The sequence below is a fragment of the Streptomyces goshikiensis genome, from assembly GCF_014650555.1.
In the GTDB taxonomy this organism is placed as follows: Bacteria; Actinomycetota; Actinomycetes; order Streptomycetales; family Streptomycetaceae; genus Streptomyces; species Streptomyces goshikiensis.
The window spans coordinates 722,208-737,492 of sequence record NZ_BMVE01000001.1; the positions used below are offsets into that span (position 1 = coordinate 722,208).

Sequence of the window (15,285 nt, forward strand, 5' to 3'; positions counted from 1 at the left end):
GTCAGGAGGTCACGCCGGCAAGGCGTGTCGGGAGGGCGCGTCGGCAAGGCACGTCGGGAGGGCGCGTCGGCAAGGCGCGTCGGACGGCATGTCAGGAGGGCGGAGCCGAGGCGCTGGGCGTGTCGGCCTCCGTGCGCACGGGGAAGCCGGTCGGGCGGCCCTGTTCCCCCAGCCAGGCGAGCACCTGGTCGAGCGCCTCGACGGACTGCGTGCGGTTGCCGCCGGCGTCGTGGAAGAGGACCGTCGGGCCGTTGTCGATCTCGCGCTTGACCGCGTTGACGATCGCGGCGACACCGGGCTTCTCGAAGTCCTTGGTGTCGACGTTCCAGCCGAGGGGGCGCATCCCGTTCGCGGCGGCGATGCGCCGGCTGTCGGGGGTGAACGCGCCGCCGGGAGCCCGGTAGTACTCGACCTTGGCGCCGCCCGCGGCCTCTTCTATCAGCTTCTTCGCCTCCAGGATCTGCTGCTCCTGGTAGGCGACGGGCTTCTTGTCCATGCGCGTGTCGTGGTCCATGGTGTGGTCGCAGAGGCGGTGCCCGCCCTGAACGACCTTCTTGACCAGGTCGGGGTGGGCCTTGGCCTGCGGGCCGACCATGCAGAAGGTGGCCTTGACGTCGTACCGCTTCAGCACGTCGAGGATCCGGGGGGTCCAGCGGGGGTCGGGGCCGTCGTCGATGGTGATGTTGACGGCGTCGCCGCCGCTCTCGGAGGCGTGGGCGATGGTCTCGGGCACGAGCGGGCCGCTGCCGGCGGGGCCGCCGTTCCCGCCGCCCTCACCTTCGCCGTTCTTGCCGTTCTTGCCGTCCGGGGTGCGGTTCTGATTCTGCGTCTGCCCTGAGGCGCCGTCCCGCGAGCCGTGGTGGCCGGGGTCGACGAGCGCCACCGCTCCCCACACGGTCGCCGCCACGGCCGCGGCCGATGCCGCGACGGCTATCCGGGCCCGTACCCCCTGGCTGCGTATCCGCGCCATGAACCCCATGAACCGTCCCCTCCTCATCCGCCGTTGTGATCCCTCCAAGGGTCATGACGTCCGCCCCAGCTGAGGGGTTCCCACCCAATAGCCATAAAATCTACGTTTACGTCGCGGGAACTTGGTCCATGATCGTCCTGAATTGGCATCAGATCAAACGCAAAGACCCCGGCCGGGTCAGGAAGTTCCTGACCCGGCCGGGGCGGTGGGCGGGGGTGCGTCGGGGCGTCGGTCAGTGGGCGAGGGCCTCGTGCGCCCGGGCCGGACCGCCGTCACCGGTGGCCGCGCCGGCGTCGCCTTCGCTCGCGCCGTCGGCGGGCGCCTTGGCCGCCGGACCCGCTCCCTTGAGCGGGACCTCCTTGACGAACCAGGCGGCAACGAAGCCCAGTACGGCGACTCCCGCACCCAGCAGGAACGCCGAGTGGGTGCCGGCGGCGACGGCGTACTGGTACGCCTCGCGGATCGCTTCCGGCAGCTTGGCCAGGCTCGCGGCGTCCAGCTGCGCGGAGCCCGCGGCGCCCGCGGCCTCCGGGCCGAGGCGGTCGGCCATGGTGTTGGTGACCTGGGTGGTGAACAGGGAACCCATCAGCGCCACGCCGAACGAGCCGCCGAGCGTACGGAAGAGGGTGGCCGAGGAGGACGCGACGCCCATGTCCTTCATGTCCACGCTGTTCTGCGCGACCAGCATGGTGATCTGCATCAGGAAGCCGAGTCCCGCACCCAGGATGCCCATGTACACGCCGGACATGAGGCGGCTCGTACCGGTGTCCATCTGCGCGAGCAGGAACATGCCGACGACCATGAGGGCGCCGCCCATGATCGGGAACATCTTGTACTTGCCGCTGCTGGTGGTGATGCGGCCCGCGATGAGCGAGACGAGCATCATCGAGAGCAGCATCGGCAGGAGCAGCAGCCCCGAGTTGGTGGCGGAGGCACCCTGGACCGACTGCTGGAAGAGCGGCAGGTAGAGCACGCCGCCGAACATCGCGAAGCCGACGAGGAAGCCGATCACGCTCATGAGGGTGAAGTTGCGGCTGCGGAAGATGTGCAGCGGCATGACCGGCTCGGCGGCCTTGGTCTCGGCGTAGAGGAATGCGGCGGTCGACAGGACGCCGACGGCGATGAGGCCGAGGATCTCTGCGGAGCCCCACGCGTACTCGGTGCCGCCCCAGGTCGTCACGAGGACGGTGGAGGTGATGGCGAGGGTCAGCAGCGCCGCGCCCAGATAGTCGATCTTGCCCTTGGCCCGCTTCTTGGGCAGGTGCAGGACGGCGGTGACCATGGCCAGCGCGACCGCGCCGAGCGGCAGGTTGATGTAGAAGGACCAGCGCCAGCCCATGTGGTCGGTGATGGTGCCGCCGACCAGCGGGCCGCCGATCATGGCGAGGGCCATCACGCCGGCCATCATGCCCTGGTACTTGCCGCGCTCGCGGGGCGGGATCAGGTCACCGATGATCGCCATGACGCCGACCATCAGACCGCCGGCGCCGAGGCCCTGGACGGCGCGGAAGCCGATCAGCTGCCCCATGTCCTGGGCCATGCCGCTGAGGGCGGAGCCGATCAGGAAGATCACGATGGAGGTGAGGAAGGCGCCCTTGCGCCCGTACATGTCGCCGATCTTCCCCCAGATCGGGGTGGATGCGGCGGTGGCGAGCGTGTACGCCGTGACCACCCACGACAGGTGCTCCAGACCGCCGAGTTCACCGACGATCGTCGGCATCGCGGTGCCGATGATCATGTTGTCGAGCATGGCCAGCAGCATCGCGATCATGAGCGCCATGAGTACGACGCGTACGCTGCGCGGCTTCACCTCCTCCGAGGTCTCCGCCTTGTTCGTCACGTCGCCCATGCTGTTCCACTCCCCTGGCACCCGAGCGCCGGGGACTTACTTGTCGCCCGGCTAGTTCTCTACACTGGGGAAGGTAAACCGGTCACTAGCCGGTCGTCAAGTAAGTAACTTTTGGGGAGAGCGTCATGTCCAGCAGCAGCGGTCCGCAGCAGCGGCGGGGCGATACGCGCCAGCGAATCCAGGACGTCGCGCTGGAGCTCTTCGCCGAACAGGGTTACGAGAAGACCTCACTGCGGGAGATCGCGGAACGGCTGGAGGTCACGAAGGCGGCGCTGTACTACCACTTCAAGACCAAGGAAGACATCATCATCAGCCTTTTCGACGACCTGACGGGACCGGTCGACGAGCTGATCGAGTGGGCGCAGGAGCAGCCGAAGACGCTGGAGATGAGGCGGGAAGTGCTGCGCCGCTACAGCGAGGCGATGGCGGCGGGCGCGTCGCTGTTCCGCTTCATGCAGGAGAACCAGGCGACGATGCGGGAGCTGAGCATCGGCGAGACCATGAAGCGCCGGCTCTTCCTCCTGGTGGGCCTCCTGCAGGCGGCGGACCGGCCCCTGGAGGACCAGGTGCGGTGCGTGAGCGCCCTGTTCACACTGCACGCCGGGATGATGTTCCTCCAGCACGTGGAGGCCGACCCGGAGGAGACCCGGCAGGCGGCCCTCACGATCGCCATGGACCTCATCACGCAAGCCCACTCCCACGAGTAGCGGCCAGGGGCTCCCCCCTCACTCGATCGGGGGATTCAGGGGAGAGGTCATTACGCTCCGTAACCAACTCGGCTACCTTCGGTGACATGCGCGCCGTCGGAACCGACCGCGGCGCACCGCCCCTGAACAGGACGCCGCCATGTCACGCCGCCCCCGCTTCACCCCCACCCCCACCTTCCCCCTCACCCTCACCTTCGCCGCGGCGACCGCGGCCGGCGCGGCCCTCGCCGCGCTCGTCGCGGCCGCTCGCGGGTCCGGCTCAGCCGAGGCGACGCTCCGAGGCGGCGATCGGGACGTCGTTGATGCTGGCCTCGCGGCGGCGCATCAGGCCGTCGGGGTCGAACTCCCACTGCTCGTTGCCATGGCTGCGCCACCACTGGCCGGTCGTGTCGTGCCACTCGTACTCGAAGCGGACGGAGATGCGGTTGCCGGTGTACGCCCACAGCTCCTTGCGGAGCCGGTAGTCGAGCTCGCGCCGCCACTTGTCGGCGAGGAAGGCGCGGATCTCGGCGCGGCCGGAGAGGAAGCGGTCGCGGTTGCGCCAGACGGAGTCCTCCGTATAGGCGAGGGCGACGCGCTCGGGGTCACGGCTGTTCCAGGCGTCCTCCGCGGCCTGGACCTTGGCGAGGGCGCTCTCCTCGGTGAACGGGGGCAGGGGTGGGCGAACGGCGTCAGCGGTCATGGCGGAACCTCTCGGGACGAGCTGCGAGAACGATCGTTCTCAACCGTAGAGAACGACCGTTCTCCTGGCAAGGGATCTGCATTACGCTGCTGCCATGGACGACGAAGAGGCGCGGACCCGCCTGCTGGACGCCGCCGAGGCGCTGTTCTACGCCGAGGGGGTCCAGGCCGTCGGCATGGACCGCATCCGCGCGGAGTCGGGCGTCCCGCTCAAGCGGCTCTACCGGATCTTCCCCGCCAAGGAAGCCCTGGTCACGGCCTACCTGGAGCGCCGCGACCAGCGCTGGACGGCGAGCCTGCGCGAGGCGGTGGCGGGCTCCGCCGATCCGGTCGCGGCCGTCTTCGACTGGCTCGGCCGCTGGTTCTCCGAGCCGGACTTCCGCGGCTGCGCGTTCCTGAACGCATACGGGGAACTGGGTGCGGGCCCGGCCGGGGTTCTGGACGTGGTGCGCCGCCACAAGGCGGAGCTACGGGCCCTGCTGGGCGACCTGGTCGGCCCGGACCGCGAGGACCTGGCGGACCAGCTCCTGCTGCTGGCCGAGGGCGCGACGGCGGTCGCGGCCCTCACCCCGGGCCCCGCCCCGGCCGTCCGGGCCCGCGAGGCGGCCCACGTCCTGCTGAACGCGAGCCGCGTCGGCTAGGCGCTGTCCCGTCAGGTCGTGGTGAGACGAGCCTCCCGGGCGGGGGCCGGGGCGAGGCGGTGGCGGCGGCTCGGCAGCATCAGCGTCGGGTGCGAGACGCTCCAGGCCGCGCCCGCGCAGATGAGTTCCTTGACGCGGGCGCCGGCGCGGCCGGTGAGGACGGTGGAGGTGGCCTCGTCCTCGGGGGTCACCTTCTGGAGGATTCCGTCGCGGCGCCCCAGGCTGACGCACTGGGTGACGTAGCCGATCGTGGTCTCCGGGACCTTGCGTCCCGTCAGGCGCGCGGCGAGGGCGTCCGCCGCCTGCCACGCCATCGGCGACGCCGTCGCGCAGGCCATCCGCAGCGGCTTGCCGTCCGCCCCTTCGGCGAGGGCGGCGTCACCGACGGCATACACATCGGGGTGCGAGAGCGAACGCATGGTGGCGTCCACGACGATCCGGCCCGTGTCGGAGACCTCCAGGGTGGTGGCGGCCGCGATCGGGTGCACGGCGAACCCCGCGGTCCACACGGTCACCTGGGCCGGGAGCCGGCCGCCCGCACCGGTGACCACCCCGTCCGCTTCGACGCGCGTGACGTCGACGCCCTCGTGGACCGTGACGCCGAGGCGGTCGAACGCGCCGCGCAGGTGGCGCCGCGCCTTGTCGCTGAGCTGGTCTGCGACGCCGCCGCGGGCGGCGAGGGCGACCTTGAGGTCCGGGCGCGCCTCGGCGAACTCGGCGGCCGCCTCGATCCCGGTCAGGCCGCCGCCGACGACCAGGACGGTCCCGCCCGGCTCCAACTCGGCCAGGCGCGCCCGCAGCCGCAGCGCGTCCCGCTTGCCGGACACGTTGTGGGCGTACTCGGCGACCCCGGGGACGCCCTGACCGGCGCTGGTGCTGCCCAGGGCGTACACGAGGCTGTCGTAGCCGAGGGTCTCGCCGGCGGGGTCCTCTCCGGCGAGGTCGACGGTCTTGCGGTCCGCGTCGACCGCGGTGACCCACGCCGACCGGACCCGGACGCCGGTGCCGGCGTAGAGGTCGCGCAGCGGGCGGCTGCGCAGCTCCTGCCCGCTCGCGAGCTGGTGCAGACGCACCCGCTCGACGAACTCGGGGTCTGCGTTGACCAGGGTGATCTCGACGTCGTCGCGGTGCAGCCGCCTGGCGAGGCGACCGGCGGTGACGGCTCCGGCGTACCCGGCTCCGAGGACGACTATGCGGTGCTTCATGGCTGGCTCCCTATCCGGTTGGACTCCCCCCTTGAACCGGACAGCCCCGCGATCCCTGACAGGTCGCGGAGGTGACGTGGGTCACCACACCTCGGCGAGGGCCTGGCGGGGGCCCGCGGCCGCCCACTGGCGCGTGATGCGCTCCAGCTTGTCGGGATTGACCTGGATGCGGATCGCCCCGACGGCGCCGTCGGCGGCCGTATCGAGGCACATGACGCCGAGGACGCGCCCGCCGGCCACGATCACCACGGCGGGGCCGCCGTTGACGACGGCGGCATGGAGGGCGACGCTGCCGCCGACGCGGTCCCGCTTCGCCTTGCCCGGCCGGAACAGACCGCGCAGGTAGCGCGCGATACCGAGCGCACCGACGACCGGCGTCCTGCGGGCCGGAACCCCGGAGCCGCCGTCGGCCACGCTGACCGCGTCGGCGGTGAGCAGCCGGATCAGCGGCTCGGTGTCGCCGCTGAGCGCCGCGGCGAGGAACTCCCGGACCACCTTCTCCGCGGCGGCCCCGTCGACCTCGGTGCGGGACCGCTCGGCGCCGAGGTGCTGCCTGGCGCGGCGGTGGATCTGCTGGCAGTTCGACTCGGTGAGGTCGAGGATCTCCGCGATCTCACGGTGCGCGTAGCCGAACGCCTCGCGCAGCACGTACACCGCGCGCTCATTGGGCGACAGCCGCTCCATCAGGGTGAGCACCGCCATCGACACCGACTCGCGCTGCTCGGCGGTGTCGGCGGGACCGAGCATCCGGTCCCCCGCCAGGACCGGCTCCGGGAGCCACTGCCCCACGTAGGTCTCGCGCCTGGCCCGCGCCAAGGTGAGCTGATTGAGGCAGAGGTTGGTGAGCACCTTCGTCAGCCACGCCTCGGGCGTCTCGATCCGCTCCCGGTCCGCCGCGTGCCACCGCAGGAACGCCTCCTGCACGGCGTCCTCGGCGTCCCCGGCCGACCCCAACAGCCGGTAGGCGATCGCCTCCAGACGGCCCCTGGAGCTCTCGAACAGATCGACCTCGTGCGAACGGAGCGGCATCACCCCATGATCGGCCATCAGCCCGACCCCCCTTACCGCCGAACGCCTAGCCGGCGGCGCCGCGCGGGAAGGTGATCTCGACCCGGCGGTTCTTCTTGCGGCCCTCCTCGGTGCCGTTGTCGGCGATCGGGTAGTCCTCGCTGTAACCCCGGACGTCGAAGACGACGCTGGGGTTGGTGACGGTCTTGGCCAGCTCCACCTGCACGGCGTCGGCGCGCTTCTTGGACAGCTCCTTGCCGTGCTCGTAGCTGCCCTGGTCGTCGGTGAACCCGAAGACCCGGACGCGGGTCGCCTTCTGCTGGTTGATCTCGTTGGCGATGGCCTGGATCCGCGCGGCCGCCTGGGCGTTGAACACCGAGCTGTCCTCCGGGAAGAGCACCTCGGACTGCAGCGCCATCATGACGGTCTGATTGGTCTCCTGCCGGCGCTGCTCACCACCGAGGTCTTCGACGACCTCGACCATGTCGAGCACCTTGGGCGCCGCGAGGACCCCGCCCTGGGGGAGTTTGAGGCGCGGCGAGTCCGGCTTGACGGCCACGGGCGGCGAGGCGGAAGCCTCGGTACCGGGGGGTGTGGACGGCTTGACGTCGTCGGCGTGGGCGCTGGCCGCGCCCATGAAGTGAGCGCCGGCGATGACGAGCCCGACGACGGCCGTCGCGGCGGAGGTGCGGTGGCGTGTGGTCATGGGGTCACCCGGAGATCTTGAGTGTGGCCGTGTCAAAGGTCGGCAGGCCGAAGACGACCTCGGTGGTCGTGGTCGGCGGTGCGGGGAACTGGGCGAAGAAGGGGACGCTCTCCCCCGCGTTGATCATGGTGAGGCCGATCGTGCACGCGCACCGGCCCTCCGTGTCACGGAGCACGTAGTACCGCTTCTTGCCCACACTGTCGACCAGGGTGGCTCCGGCGACCGACCCGGGGCTGGCGTTCTTCTCGTCGCCGCGCCAAGTGGCCATCTGGGCGAACGTCTTGGTGCCCGTGTTCTTGATCTGACCGCTGACGGTCAGATACCCGTCCTGGTCGCGGGCGACCTCATTGATGTCCATGACGAGGCCGGCCAGGCCCTTCACCGATGCGATCACCTCGGTGGGCGCGGGGCTCTTCCCCTCACCCGACGCGGACTTCTGGGGAGTGCTGCCCTGGCCCTGCGCGGGCGCGGACTTCTGCGGCTCCTTCGGCTTGTCGTCGCCGCCACCGCATCCGGCCAGCGTGAGGGTCAAGGCCGCCGCCACCGCAACGACCGCTCCCCCGCGGACCTTCACCTTCTGCCGAATGCTCATGTACGCCGCTTCCTTGTCTGTCGTTCGTTGTCAGTCGGTCAGTCGGACGCTGAAGAGTTTCCTCGCCAGCCGGGTCAGCGGACCCGGCTTCGAGGGGTCCACGTCCACGGATGTGCCGCCCTTGCACCTGAGGGAAACCACACTGGGCTTCGGCGTTCCGCTCGGTGACGGCGACGGGCTGGCCGTTCCGGTGGGGGTGGGCTCGGGGGCGGGGCTGGGGGGCGGCCCGGACACGAGGGTGCAGCGCGACTCGATGACAGCCGTGGCCGTGGCCTTGCCGTGCACGCTCTCGCTGCCCGGGACGACCGACTTCCCGACGGTGTCGTCCGTGGTCACCGCGACGGTGAACTTCGGGAGGTGCGGCTCGCACTCGGCAGTGGCGCCGTTCGACGCGGCGAAGGCCGCGGCCTTGGCGCACGCTCCCGTCAGCTCGAAGCGGTCACCGCCGAGGATCCTCTCCCAGTCGGCCGAGGTGAGGGCAAGGAGGTCACCGCCCGCGAAGACCGTGTCCCTGGCTTCACGGGCGGCCGCGAGCGCCGCCGCGTCGGCGGCGCCCTGCGCGTCACTGCGGGTGTCACCGGCCATTCCGACGACGAAGAAGGCGAGCGCGGCAAAGAGCAGGCCCGTCACCACCACGATGTAGATGGGAAAGGCCTGCCCTTGGTCCCGCGCCCCCGCCGCGCCCATCAGTGCGCCGTGATGTCCGCCAGAGCCTGGGTGATGGCGTTCGCGATGCTCGCCGCGAGCCCCGACCCCACGATCGCCCCGATGATCAGGACGATGATCACGATGATCCCGAGGTATTCGAAGACCGTCTGGCCCTCGTCCCCGCCCCGGCTCGTGCGCATCCGGATGCGCTGTTCGACGATCTCCTTGAGCAGGATCAGATTCTGCATAGGGGGCCTCTCCAGGTCCGTCGCCGGTGTCGATTCGCGGACGGTACGGCGGGAGGACAGCAGCTGCAAAGGGTCCCGGGGCCCAATTACGGACCCACTGCGCACGGTGTCTACCCATGTCCGGCCACCCCCGGACGGGCGGTTCCCAGCCAGCGGGCTATGGCCTCGCTGCGCGTCGCGCTCTGGAGCTTCGCGAAGATCCGGTTGATGTGGTTCTTGACCGTCTTCTCACTGATGAAGCAGGTGGCCGCGATCTGCTGGTTGCTCATCCCGGACGCGATGAGATCCATGACCTCCTCCTCGCGTGAACTCAACCCGAAAGCAATGTGGTTGGGCAGGCGCTGAGAAGACTGTGCCACAGTTCGTTGCGGATGCGAAGAGGCCCGTAGGTCGGAGAGCAGCGTGCCCGCCGCCGTCGGGCTGAGGTGGGGGCGGCCCGCGTGGACGTCGTGGACGGCTGTGACCAGGAGCTCCGGCGTGAATTCACCGTGGACCAGATAGCCGCCCGCACCCAACAGCAGCGCCTCCCGGACGATTTCGGTTTCGCGGCTGTACGTCAGCATCAGCACCGGCGCCAGCCGCACCAGGTGCGGGAGCGCCGAGATGCCGTCCACCCCGGGCATCCGCACGTCCAGCAGGACGACGTCCGGGGTGTGCAGCCGCGTGAGGTGCAGGGCCTCGCCGCCGTCGGCGGCCTGGGCGATCACCTCGATGCCCTCGGCGGTGGCCAGCAGGGCGGTCAGGCCCGCGCGGACGACCGGGTTGTCGTCGGCGATCAGGACGCGCAGGGGCGTCATGCGCCACCCTCCCCGGTCAGAGCGGCGAGCGGGAGGTCCAGGCGGACCTCGGTGCCGGGCAGGCCGTCCGGGCGGGCGCCGATGTGGATGCGGGCGCCGATCGAGGCGGCGCGTTCCGTCATGCCGAGCAGCCCGAAACGCCCCGCCTCCCGAAGGAGCGAGAGGTCGGCCCCGGCGGCCGGCAGGCCGCGGCCGTCGTCCCGTACCGCCAGGGTGAGGCGGGTCTGGTCGGCGCCCGCCTCGACCTCGACGCGCGCGGCTCCCGCGTGCCGGCGGGCGTTCTCCAGCGCCTCCGCCGTCACCGCCAGCAGCTGCCGGGCCACCACGCCGGGCACCACCGGCAGGGTGCCCGTCGCGCGGATCTCCGTACCGGCGGGCGCGAGGCGGCGCAGTTCGCCCAGCAACGAGACGCCCGGGGCGTCCAGGTCACGGCGCAAGTCCGTCAGGAGCTCGCGGGATTCGGCCGCGGCCCGGCGGGCCGCGCCGGACAGCAGCTCGGCCTGCCGGCGGATGGCCGCCGGGTCCGTCGTCCGCGCCAGGGCGTCCGCCGACAGGGCCAGGCCGTGCAGGGTCTTGGCCACGGAGTCGTGCATCTCCCGGGCCAGCCGCTCCCGTTCGCCCCGGACCGCCTCGGCCACCGCGAGCCGGGCCCGGGTCTCCGTCAGGGCCTGGCTCGCCGAGCCGAAACGGAACAGGAGGTCCCGCAGGCAGGCACCGGCGGCGCCCGCGAGTACGCACAGGACCGCCAGGGTCAGCCCCTCGGCCGCCAGGGCCACGATGACCGCCTGGACCGCCGCGTACACCGCCGAGCCGCGCCAGCCGTAGACGAGCCCGGCCAGCAGCGGGGTGCACACCGCGACGAGGCCGAGTGGCGACGCGGGCCGCGCCGCGATCAGTAACAGCGCGCTGAACGCCATGTCCGCGGCGAGCAGCCAGCGGTGCCTCAGCAGCAGCGGCCCGAACCGCTCCCAGTCGCGGAAGAGCCCGTACGAGAGCATGAAGGTGACCAGGACGGCCCCGCCCACCAGGTACGTCGGCCCCCCGGGCGCCGTCCGCCCCAGGGCGAGCGGCGTGCCCAGCCCGATCATCACCAGCCGGAACGCGAACACCTGGCGGCACAGCGCCTGCAACGCGCCGGCCTGGAGCGCCGGCGAGGGCGCCATCGCGCGGGCGGCGGCCGGCCGGTCCCGGGAGCCGAGGGTGACATCGAGTACCGCCATGGCTCAGCCGCCCCCGAACATCGCGCCGAAGTCGACGTCCGCGCCGTACACGAATCCGCCGATCAGCAGGATCATGGTGCCCGGCAGCATGAACATCGTGACCACCAGCGTCGCCTTCGGCACCGCCCGGGCCGCCCGGCGGCGGGCGTTCTGGGCGTCCGTGCGGCGCATGTCCTCGGCGAGGGCGATCAGGGTCTCCACGATCGGGGAGCCCAGTTCCTCGCCCTGCTGGAGGGCGGTGACGAACTGGGCGACCTGCTCGGAGTCGTTGCGCCGGCGCAGCTCGTCGAAGGCCTGGCGGCGGCTGACGCCCATGGTCATCTGCTGGAGGGTGATCCGGATCTCGTCGGACCAGGGCCCCTCGTACTTGTCCGCGACCCGTTCCAGCGCGGGCCGGAAGCCCAGGCCGGCGCTGACGACGACCGCCAGTACGTCCAGGAAGTCGGGCAGGGTCCGCTCGATGTGGTCGCGCCGGATCCGGATCGCCGACCACAGGCCGAACTCGATCCAGAACAGCCCGAACGCGACCATCAGCAGCGCCAGCACCAACTGCCCGTTGAGCAGCATCGCGAACGCGCCGACCGCCCCCAGGAAGGCGTAGACGGCGCGCCGGGCCGCGTAGCGGTCGATCGTCAGGCCGGACGGGTTCCCCGCGGTGTCGATCTGGCGGCGTTTGCGGGCCACCCGGTCCGGGCCCATCAGGCGCAGCACCAGCGGCGCGTAGCGGATGCCGGCGCGGTCGACGGCCGAGCCGACCGCCGTCGTACGGGTGGCGCCGACTTCGAGGGCGAGTTCCAGGTCGGTGGGGAGTTTGACGTCGGCCCGGTAGAGCCGGATGCCGTGGAAGGCGCCGAGCACCGAGAGGGCCACGGCCAAGGCCAGGAGCAGGGCGATCATGCCGGCCTCCTCATACGTCGATCTTGGACAGGCGGCGGATGAGGACGAACCCGAGCGTGAAGAGCCCGATGGCGACCAGGACGGCGGTCTGCCCGATGACGGCGCCCGTCATACGGTCCAGGGCGCCCGGCATCATCGCGTCCACCAGCAGCAGCGAGCCCAGCCCCATGACCGGTACCAGATAGGCCGTCACCGTCACCTGCGAGAGCTGGGTGCGGATCTCGCGGCGGGTCTCCTTGCGCTGCTCCAGCGTCACCGTGAGGTTGCGCAGGCTGCCCACGATCGCGCCGCCCGCCCGCGCGGACAGCACGAGGGTGGAGACCAGTACGACCAGCTCGCGCGAGGGCAGCCGCTCGGTGATCTCGCCGAGGGACTCCTCGATGGAGTGCCCGATGGCGAGCCGGTCGGCCACCCGGGCCAGTTCCTCGCCCGCCGGGGCCTCCAGTTCGTCGGCGGCCATCCCGATGGCGGTGCGCAGGGCCAGGCCCGCCTGGGTGGCGTTGGCCAGGATCCGCGCGAGCTCGGGGAGCTGGTTGATGAACCGCTCGTTGCGGCGCGAGCGCTGCCAGTTGAGGAAGGCGTTGGCCGCCCACAGGCCGATCACGGCGGCGACCGGGCCGAAGAAGGGGGCCAGGAAGGAGGCCGAGACCAGCCAGACGCCGACGACGGCCGCCAGCACGTAGACGAGGAACTCGCCCGGGGTGAGGTCCAGGCCGGTGACGCCGAGCTTCCGCTCGATCCTCCGGCCCAGCTCCGTCCTCCGCAGGCGCCGGTCGACGCCCTGGAAGCGGCGTCTGCGCCCCAGCGGCGGCGGGGCCCCGCTCGCCGACAGCCGTTCGATGAGCGCCGCGCGCTGGGCTCGGCCCGCGGCGTACGCGTGCAGGCCCAGCACGACGAACAGGCAGGCCAGCACCGTGGCACCGAGGGTGAGCAGGATCAGTGGGTTCACAGGGCGGTCCGGGGGTTCCGGGGGTGCGGGGGGAGGGCTTGCGGGGCGTACGGGAAGTGCCCGGTCAGCGGGTCGTTCAGGGCGTCCTGCGGCGCGACCCCGAACGCCTGCGGGATCGGCTGGTTGTTCATGTAGAGCCGGTCCGCGATCCGGCGCGGCAGCGGGTAGTACTCGAAGTGGCCCTGGACGCGCCCGTCGGGCCCCATCGGCCGGGCCGCGTACCGGCAGACCGTGGTCATCCGGAACGGTTCGCGCCCGTGCGACTCCAGGACGGAGATCTCGGTGATCCGGCGCGAGCCGTCGCCGAAGCGGGTGAGCTGGACGACGACGTTCACGGCGCTGTTGATCTGGTCCTGGAGCGCCTCGAACGGGATCTCCACCTCCGACATGGAGGCGAGGGTCTGGAGCCGCATCAGGGCGTCCCCCGAGCTGTTGGCGTGGACGGTCGCCAGCGAGCCGTCGTGGCCGGTGGACATCGCCTGGAGCATGTCGAGCGTCTCGCCGCCGCGCACCTCGCCGACGATGATGCGGTCGGGGCGCATCCGCAGGGAGTTCCTGACGAGGTCGCGGATGGTGATCTGGCCCTTGCCCTCCACGTTCGCCGGGCGGGATTCCAGCCGGATGACGTGCGCCTGCTGGAGCTGGAGCTCGGCGGAGTCCTCGATGGTGATGATCCGCTCGCCCTCCGGGATCAGACCGGAGAGGGCGTTGAGGAGGGTGGTCTTCCCGGTGCCGGTGGCGCCGGAGACGATCAGGTTCGTCTTCGCCTGGACCAGCCCGGACAGCAGCAGGAGCATCTGCTCGTCGAGGGAGCCGAGGCCGATCATCTCGTGCAGGGTGAAGGCGCGCGGGAAGCGGCGGATGGTGAGGGTCGCGCCGGTCAGCGAGAGCGGCGGGATGATGACGTTGACGCGTTCGCCGCTGGGCAGCCGCGCGTCGACCATCGGATTGGCCTCGTCGACCCGGCGGTTGACGGTGGAGACGATGCGCTCGATGGTCTGCATCAGCTGCTCGTTGGAGGCGAAGCGCAGCGGCAGCTGCTCCACCCGCCCGCCGCGCTCCACGAAGATCTGGTCGGGGCCGTTGACCATGATCTCGGAGATCGAGGCGTCTTCGAGGAGCGGTTCGAGCACGCCCAGGCCGAGCGCCTCGTCCACGACCCGGCGGATCAGCTGGGCCCGTTCGGCGGTGGACAGGACCGGGCCCTCGCGGCTGATGATGTGCCCGAGCACGCGCTCCAGCCGCGCCCGGCGTTCGGCGGGCGCGAGCGCGGACATCTCGGCGAGGTCGATCTCCTCCAGCAGCTTGGCGCGGTACGAGGAGACCAGCCGGCCGTCCTCGCGCGGGCTGTGGCGGTCGTCGGGCGTGCTGACCCGGGAACGCAGGCTCATGGTCCGGTCACCTCCGGGTCGTCGTTGGGCATGACGGCGGTGCGTTTGGCGCTCGTCGCGGCCACTCCGGGCACGATCGATTTGATCGGGATGGTCACGGTCACGGTCACGGCATCGGCCGTCTTCGCGACGTCCACGCTCGTCACGCCCGCGAGGCTCGGCCGGATCGCCTGCTTGCCGGCCGCCGCGCCGGCGCCGGGCTCGCGGGCCTCCGCGCGCGCGGCGGTACGGGCGGCGGTGTCCGCCTGCTGGACGACGTACGCGGCCCAGCCGAGCTGGATGCCGCACAGTGCGACGAGCAGCAGGATGGGGACGAAGCCGAGGTACTCCAGGGCGACTTGGCCCCGGTCGCCACCGTCCCGGCGGCGACGGCTCCAGGTGGAGTGCGCGTGCGGTGCCATGTCACTCCTCCCTCTCGTTCGGGGAGCCGCCGTGGCCCTCGATTTTGAGCCCGGTGTTGAGACCCGGGACGAATACGGGGACGTTCAGGGTGACCGTGACCGTGTAGAGGTCGCCCGAGGTTCCGCAGTCCGCCTTCGCCTCCCAGGCGCCGCCGACATGCCGGGCCGCCGCCTCCTGGCACGCCCCGTCGCCCTTCACCGCCCCGGCCCGCGCCGCCTCGTCCGCCGCGTTGCCCGCCAGCGAGAACGCGTACCCGATCAGGACGCACTCCCACACCGCCGCCACGAGCAGCAGGATCAGCGGCAGCATGCCGACGAACTCGATCGCCACCTGCCCCCCGTCCCGTACCCGTCCGCGTCCGCGTGGGGGCATGC

18 protein-coding genes are annotated in these 15,285 nt (G+C 71.5%); 2 read left to right on the plus strand and 16 right to left on the minus strand.

Going from position 1 to position 15,285, the window contains the following annotated elements; all coding sequences use genetic code 11:
- Nucleotides 1-91: 91 nt before the first annotated feature.
- Entirely contained in the window at nucleotides 92-970 is an 879-nt protein-coding gene (locus tag IE248_RS03265; RefSeq protein WP_190030070.1) for a polysaccharide deacetylase family protein, read from the minus strand.
- A 232-nt stretch (nucleotides 971-1,202) separates the two neighbouring features.
- Nucleotides 1,203-2,819, minus strand: coding sequence for an MDR family MFS transporter (locus tag IE248_RS03270; protein WP_190029908.1), 1,617 nt, complete (start codon nucleotides 2,817-2,819; stop codon nucleotides 1,203-1,205).
- 125 nt (nucleotides 2,820-2,944) lie between these two features.
- On the opposite strand from IE248_RS03270, the gene IE248_RS03275 reads away from it, so the two are divergent.
- Nucleotides 2,945-3,526 carry a TetR/AcrR family transcriptional regulator gene (locus tag IE248_RS03275; RefSeq protein ID WP_190029909.1) on the plus strand — a complete coding sequence of 194 codons (582 nt, stop codon included), beginning with the start codon at nucleotides 2,945-2,947 and terminating at the stop codon, nucleotides 3,524-3,526.
- Nucleotides 3,527-3,785: 259 nt separating this feature from the next.
- Here the strand turns inward: IE248_RS03275 and IE248_RS03280 are convergent, their stop codons facing one another.
- Complete coding sequence (locus IE248_RS03280; RefSeq protein WP_190029910.1) at nucleotides 3,786-4,208, minus strand: nuclear transport factor 2 family protein; 423 nt, start codon at nucleotides 4,206-4,208, stop codon at nucleotides 3,786-3,788.
- 94 nt (nucleotides 4,209-4,302) lie between these two features.
- Between IE248_RS03280 and IE248_RS03285 the strand changes: the two genes are divergently transcribed.
- On the plus strand, nucleotides 4,303-4,848 hold the full coding sequence (locus IE248_RS03285; RefSeq protein ID WP_037790912.1) for a TetR/AcrR family transcriptional regulator: 546 nt from the start codon (nucleotides 4,303-4,305) through the stop codon (nucleotides 4,846-4,848).
- A gap of 11 nt (nucleotides 4,849-4,859) precedes the next feature.
- Here IE248_RS03285 and IE248_RS03290 read toward each other — a convergent pair whose 3' ends face one another.
- The 13 genes from IE248_RS03290 to IE248_RS03350 form a co-directional block, all read right to left on the minus strand.
- A complete protein-coding gene (locus IE248_RS03290) occupies nucleotides 4,860-6,053 on the minus strand; it encodes an NAD(P)/FAD-dependent oxidoreductase (protein ID WP_190029911.1) in 1,194 nt (397 codons plus the stop codon).
- A gap of 81 nt (nucleotides 6,054-6,134) precedes the next feature.
- A complete protein-coding gene (gene sigJ / locus IE248_RS03295) occupies nucleotides 6,135-7,082 on the minus strand; it encodes an RNA polymerase sigma factor SigJ (RefSeq protein WP_190029912.1) in 948 nt (315 codons plus the stop codon).
- Between the two features lie 46 nt (nucleotides 7,083-7,128).
- On the minus strand, nucleotides 7,129-7,767 hold the full coding sequence (locus IE248_RS03300) for an OmpA family protein (RefSeq protein ID WP_190029913.1): 639 nt from the start codon (nucleotides 7,765-7,767) through the stop codon (nucleotides 7,129-7,131).
- Between the two features lie 4 nt (nucleotides 7,768-7,771).
- On the minus strand, nucleotides 7,772-8,359 hold the full coding sequence (locus tag IE248_RS03305; protein WP_190029914.1) for a hypothetical protein: 588 nt from the start codon (nucleotides 8,357-8,359) through the stop codon (nucleotides 7,772-7,774).
- A 30-nt stretch (nucleotides 8,360-8,389) separates the two neighbouring features.
- Complete coding sequence (locus IE248_RS03310) at nucleotides 8,390-9,046, minus strand: pilus assembly protein TadG-related protein (protein ID WP_190029915.1); 657 nt, start codon at nucleotides 9,044-9,046, stop codon at nucleotides 8,390-8,392.
- Nucleotides 9,046-9,255, minus strand: coding sequence for a hypothetical protein (locus IE248_RS03315; protein ID WP_073773258.1), 210 nt, complete (start codon nucleotides 9,253-9,255; stop codon nucleotides 9,046-9,048). The genes IE248_RS03310 and IE248_RS03315 overlap by 1 nt, the downstream gene beginning before the upstream one ends.
- A gap of 110 nt (nucleotides 9,256-9,365) precedes the next feature.
- On the minus strand, nucleotides 9,366-10,052 hold the full coding sequence (locus IE248_RS03320; protein ID WP_190029916.1) for a response regulator: 687 nt from the start codon (nucleotides 10,050-10,052) through the stop codon (nucleotides 9,366-9,368).
- Nucleotides 10,049-11,272, minus strand: a complete 1,224-nt coding sequence (locus IE248_RS03325; protein WP_190029917.1) for a sensor histidine kinase — start codon at nucleotides 11,270-11,272, stop codon at nucleotides 10,049-10,051. Before IE248_RS03325 ends, IE248_RS03320 begins: the two co-directional genes overlap by 4 nt.
- Before the next feature lie 3 nt (nucleotides 11,273-11,275).
- Nucleotides 11,276-12,166: a DUF5936 domain-containing protein gene (locus IE248_RS03330; RefSeq protein ID WP_079195939.1), complete on the minus strand. Its 891-nt coding sequence runs from the start codon at nucleotides 12,164-12,166 to the stop codon at nucleotides 11,276-11,278.
- Nucleotides 12,167-12,179: 13 nt separating this feature from the next.
- Nucleotides 12,180-13,118 (minus strand): type II secretion system F family protein, encoded by a 939-nt coding sequence (locus IE248_RS03335; protein ID WP_190029918.1) that lies wholly within the window; start codon nucleotides 13,116-13,118, stop codon nucleotides 12,180-12,182.
- Nucleotides 13,115-14,509 carry a TadA family conjugal transfer-associated ATPase gene (locus tag IE248_RS03340; protein ID WP_008737415.1) on the minus strand — a complete coding sequence of 465 codons (1,395 nt, stop codon included), beginning with the start codon at nucleotides 14,507-14,509 and terminating at the stop codon, nucleotides 13,115-13,117. Before IE248_RS03340 ends, IE248_RS03335 begins: the two co-directional genes overlap by 4 nt.
- The gene (locus IE248_RS03345; RefSeq protein ID WP_073795133.1) at nucleotides 14,506-14,910 is read right to left on the minus strand and encodes a TadE/TadG family type IV pilus assembly protein; all 405 of its coding nucleotides are present in this window, start codon (nucleotides 14,908-14,910) and stop codon (nucleotides 14,506-14,508) included. Before IE248_RS03345 ends, IE248_RS03340 begins: the two co-directional genes overlap by 4 nt.
- Nucleotide 14,911: 1 nt before the next feature.
- Nucleotides 14,912-15,283 (minus strand): TadE/TadG family type IV pilus assembly protein, encoded by a 372-nt coding sequence (locus IE248_RS03350; protein WP_190029919.1) that lies wholly within the window; start codon nucleotides 15,281-15,283, stop codon nucleotides 14,912-14,914.
- Nucleotides 15,284-15,285: the final 2 nt, after the last annotated feature.

Excerpts from the sequence above, each read along its gene's own strand:
- IE248_RS03270 (WP_190029908.1), bottom strand. The coding sequence starts at position 2,819 with ATGGGCGACGTGACGAACAAGGCGGAGACCTCGGAGGAGGTGAAGCCG.
- IE248_RS03265 (WP_190030070.1), bottom strand. The coding sequence starts at position 970 with ATGGCGCGGATACGCAGCCAGGGGGTACGGGCCCGGATAGCCGTCGCG.
- IE248_RS03285 (WP_037790912.1), top strand. The coding sequence starts at position 4,303 with ATGGACGACGAAGAGGCGCGGACCCGCCTGCTGGACGCCGCCGAGGCG.
- IE248_RS03350 (WP_190029919.1), bottom strand. The coding sequence starts at position 15,283 with ATGCCCCCACGCGGACGCGGACGGGTACGGGACGGGGGGCAGGTGGCG.
- IE248_RS03290 (WP_190029911.1), bottom strand. The coding sequence starts at position 6,053 with ATGAAGCACCGCATAGTCGTCCTCGGAGCCGGGTACGCCGGAGCCGTC.
- IE248_RS03325 (WP_190029917.1), bottom strand. The coding sequence starts at position 11,272 with ATGGCGGTACTCGATGTCACCCTCGGCTCCCGGGACCGGCCGGCCGCC.
- IE248_RS03280 (WP_190029910.1), bottom strand. The coding sequence starts at position 4,208 with ATGACCGCTGACGCCGTTCGCCCACCCCTGCCCCCGTTCACCGAGGAG.
- IE248_RS03305 (WP_190029914.1), bottom strand. The coding sequence starts at position 8,359 with ATGAGCATTCGGCAGAAGGTGAAGGTCCGCGGGGGAGCGGTCGTTGCG.
- sigJ (WP_190029912.1), bottom strand. The coding sequence starts at position 7,082 with ATGCCGCTCCGTTCGCACGAGGTCGATCTGTTCGAGAGCTCCAGGGGC.
- IE248_RS03275 (WP_190029909.1), top strand. The coding sequence starts at position 2,945 with ATGTCCAGCAGCAGCGGTCCGCAGCAGCGGCGGGGCGATACGCGCCAG.
- IE248_RS03320 (WP_190029916.1), bottom strand. The coding sequence starts at position 10,052 with ATGACGCCCCTGCGCGTCCTGATCGCCGACGACAACCCGGTCGTCCGC.
- IE248_RS03340 (WP_008737415.1), bottom strand. The coding sequence starts at position 14,509 with ATGAGCCTGCGTTCCCGGGTCAGCACGCCCGACGACCGCCACAGCCCG.
- IE248_RS03310 (WP_190029915.1), bottom strand. The coding sequence starts at position 9,046 with ATGGGCGCGGCGGGGGCGCGGGACCAAGGGCAGGCCTTTCCCATCTAC.
- IE248_RS03345 (WP_073795133.1), bottom strand. The coding sequence starts at position 14,910 with ATGGCACCGCACGCGCACTCCACCTGGAGCCGTCGCCGCCGGGACGGT.
- IE248_RS03315 (WP_073773258.1), bottom strand. The coding sequence starts at position 9,255 with ATGCAGAATCTGATCCTGCTCAAGGAGATCGTCGAACAGCGCATCCGG.
- IE248_RS03300 (WP_190029913.1), bottom strand. The coding sequence starts at position 7,767 with ATGACCACACGCCACCGCACCTCCGCCGCGACGGCCGTCGTCGGGCTC.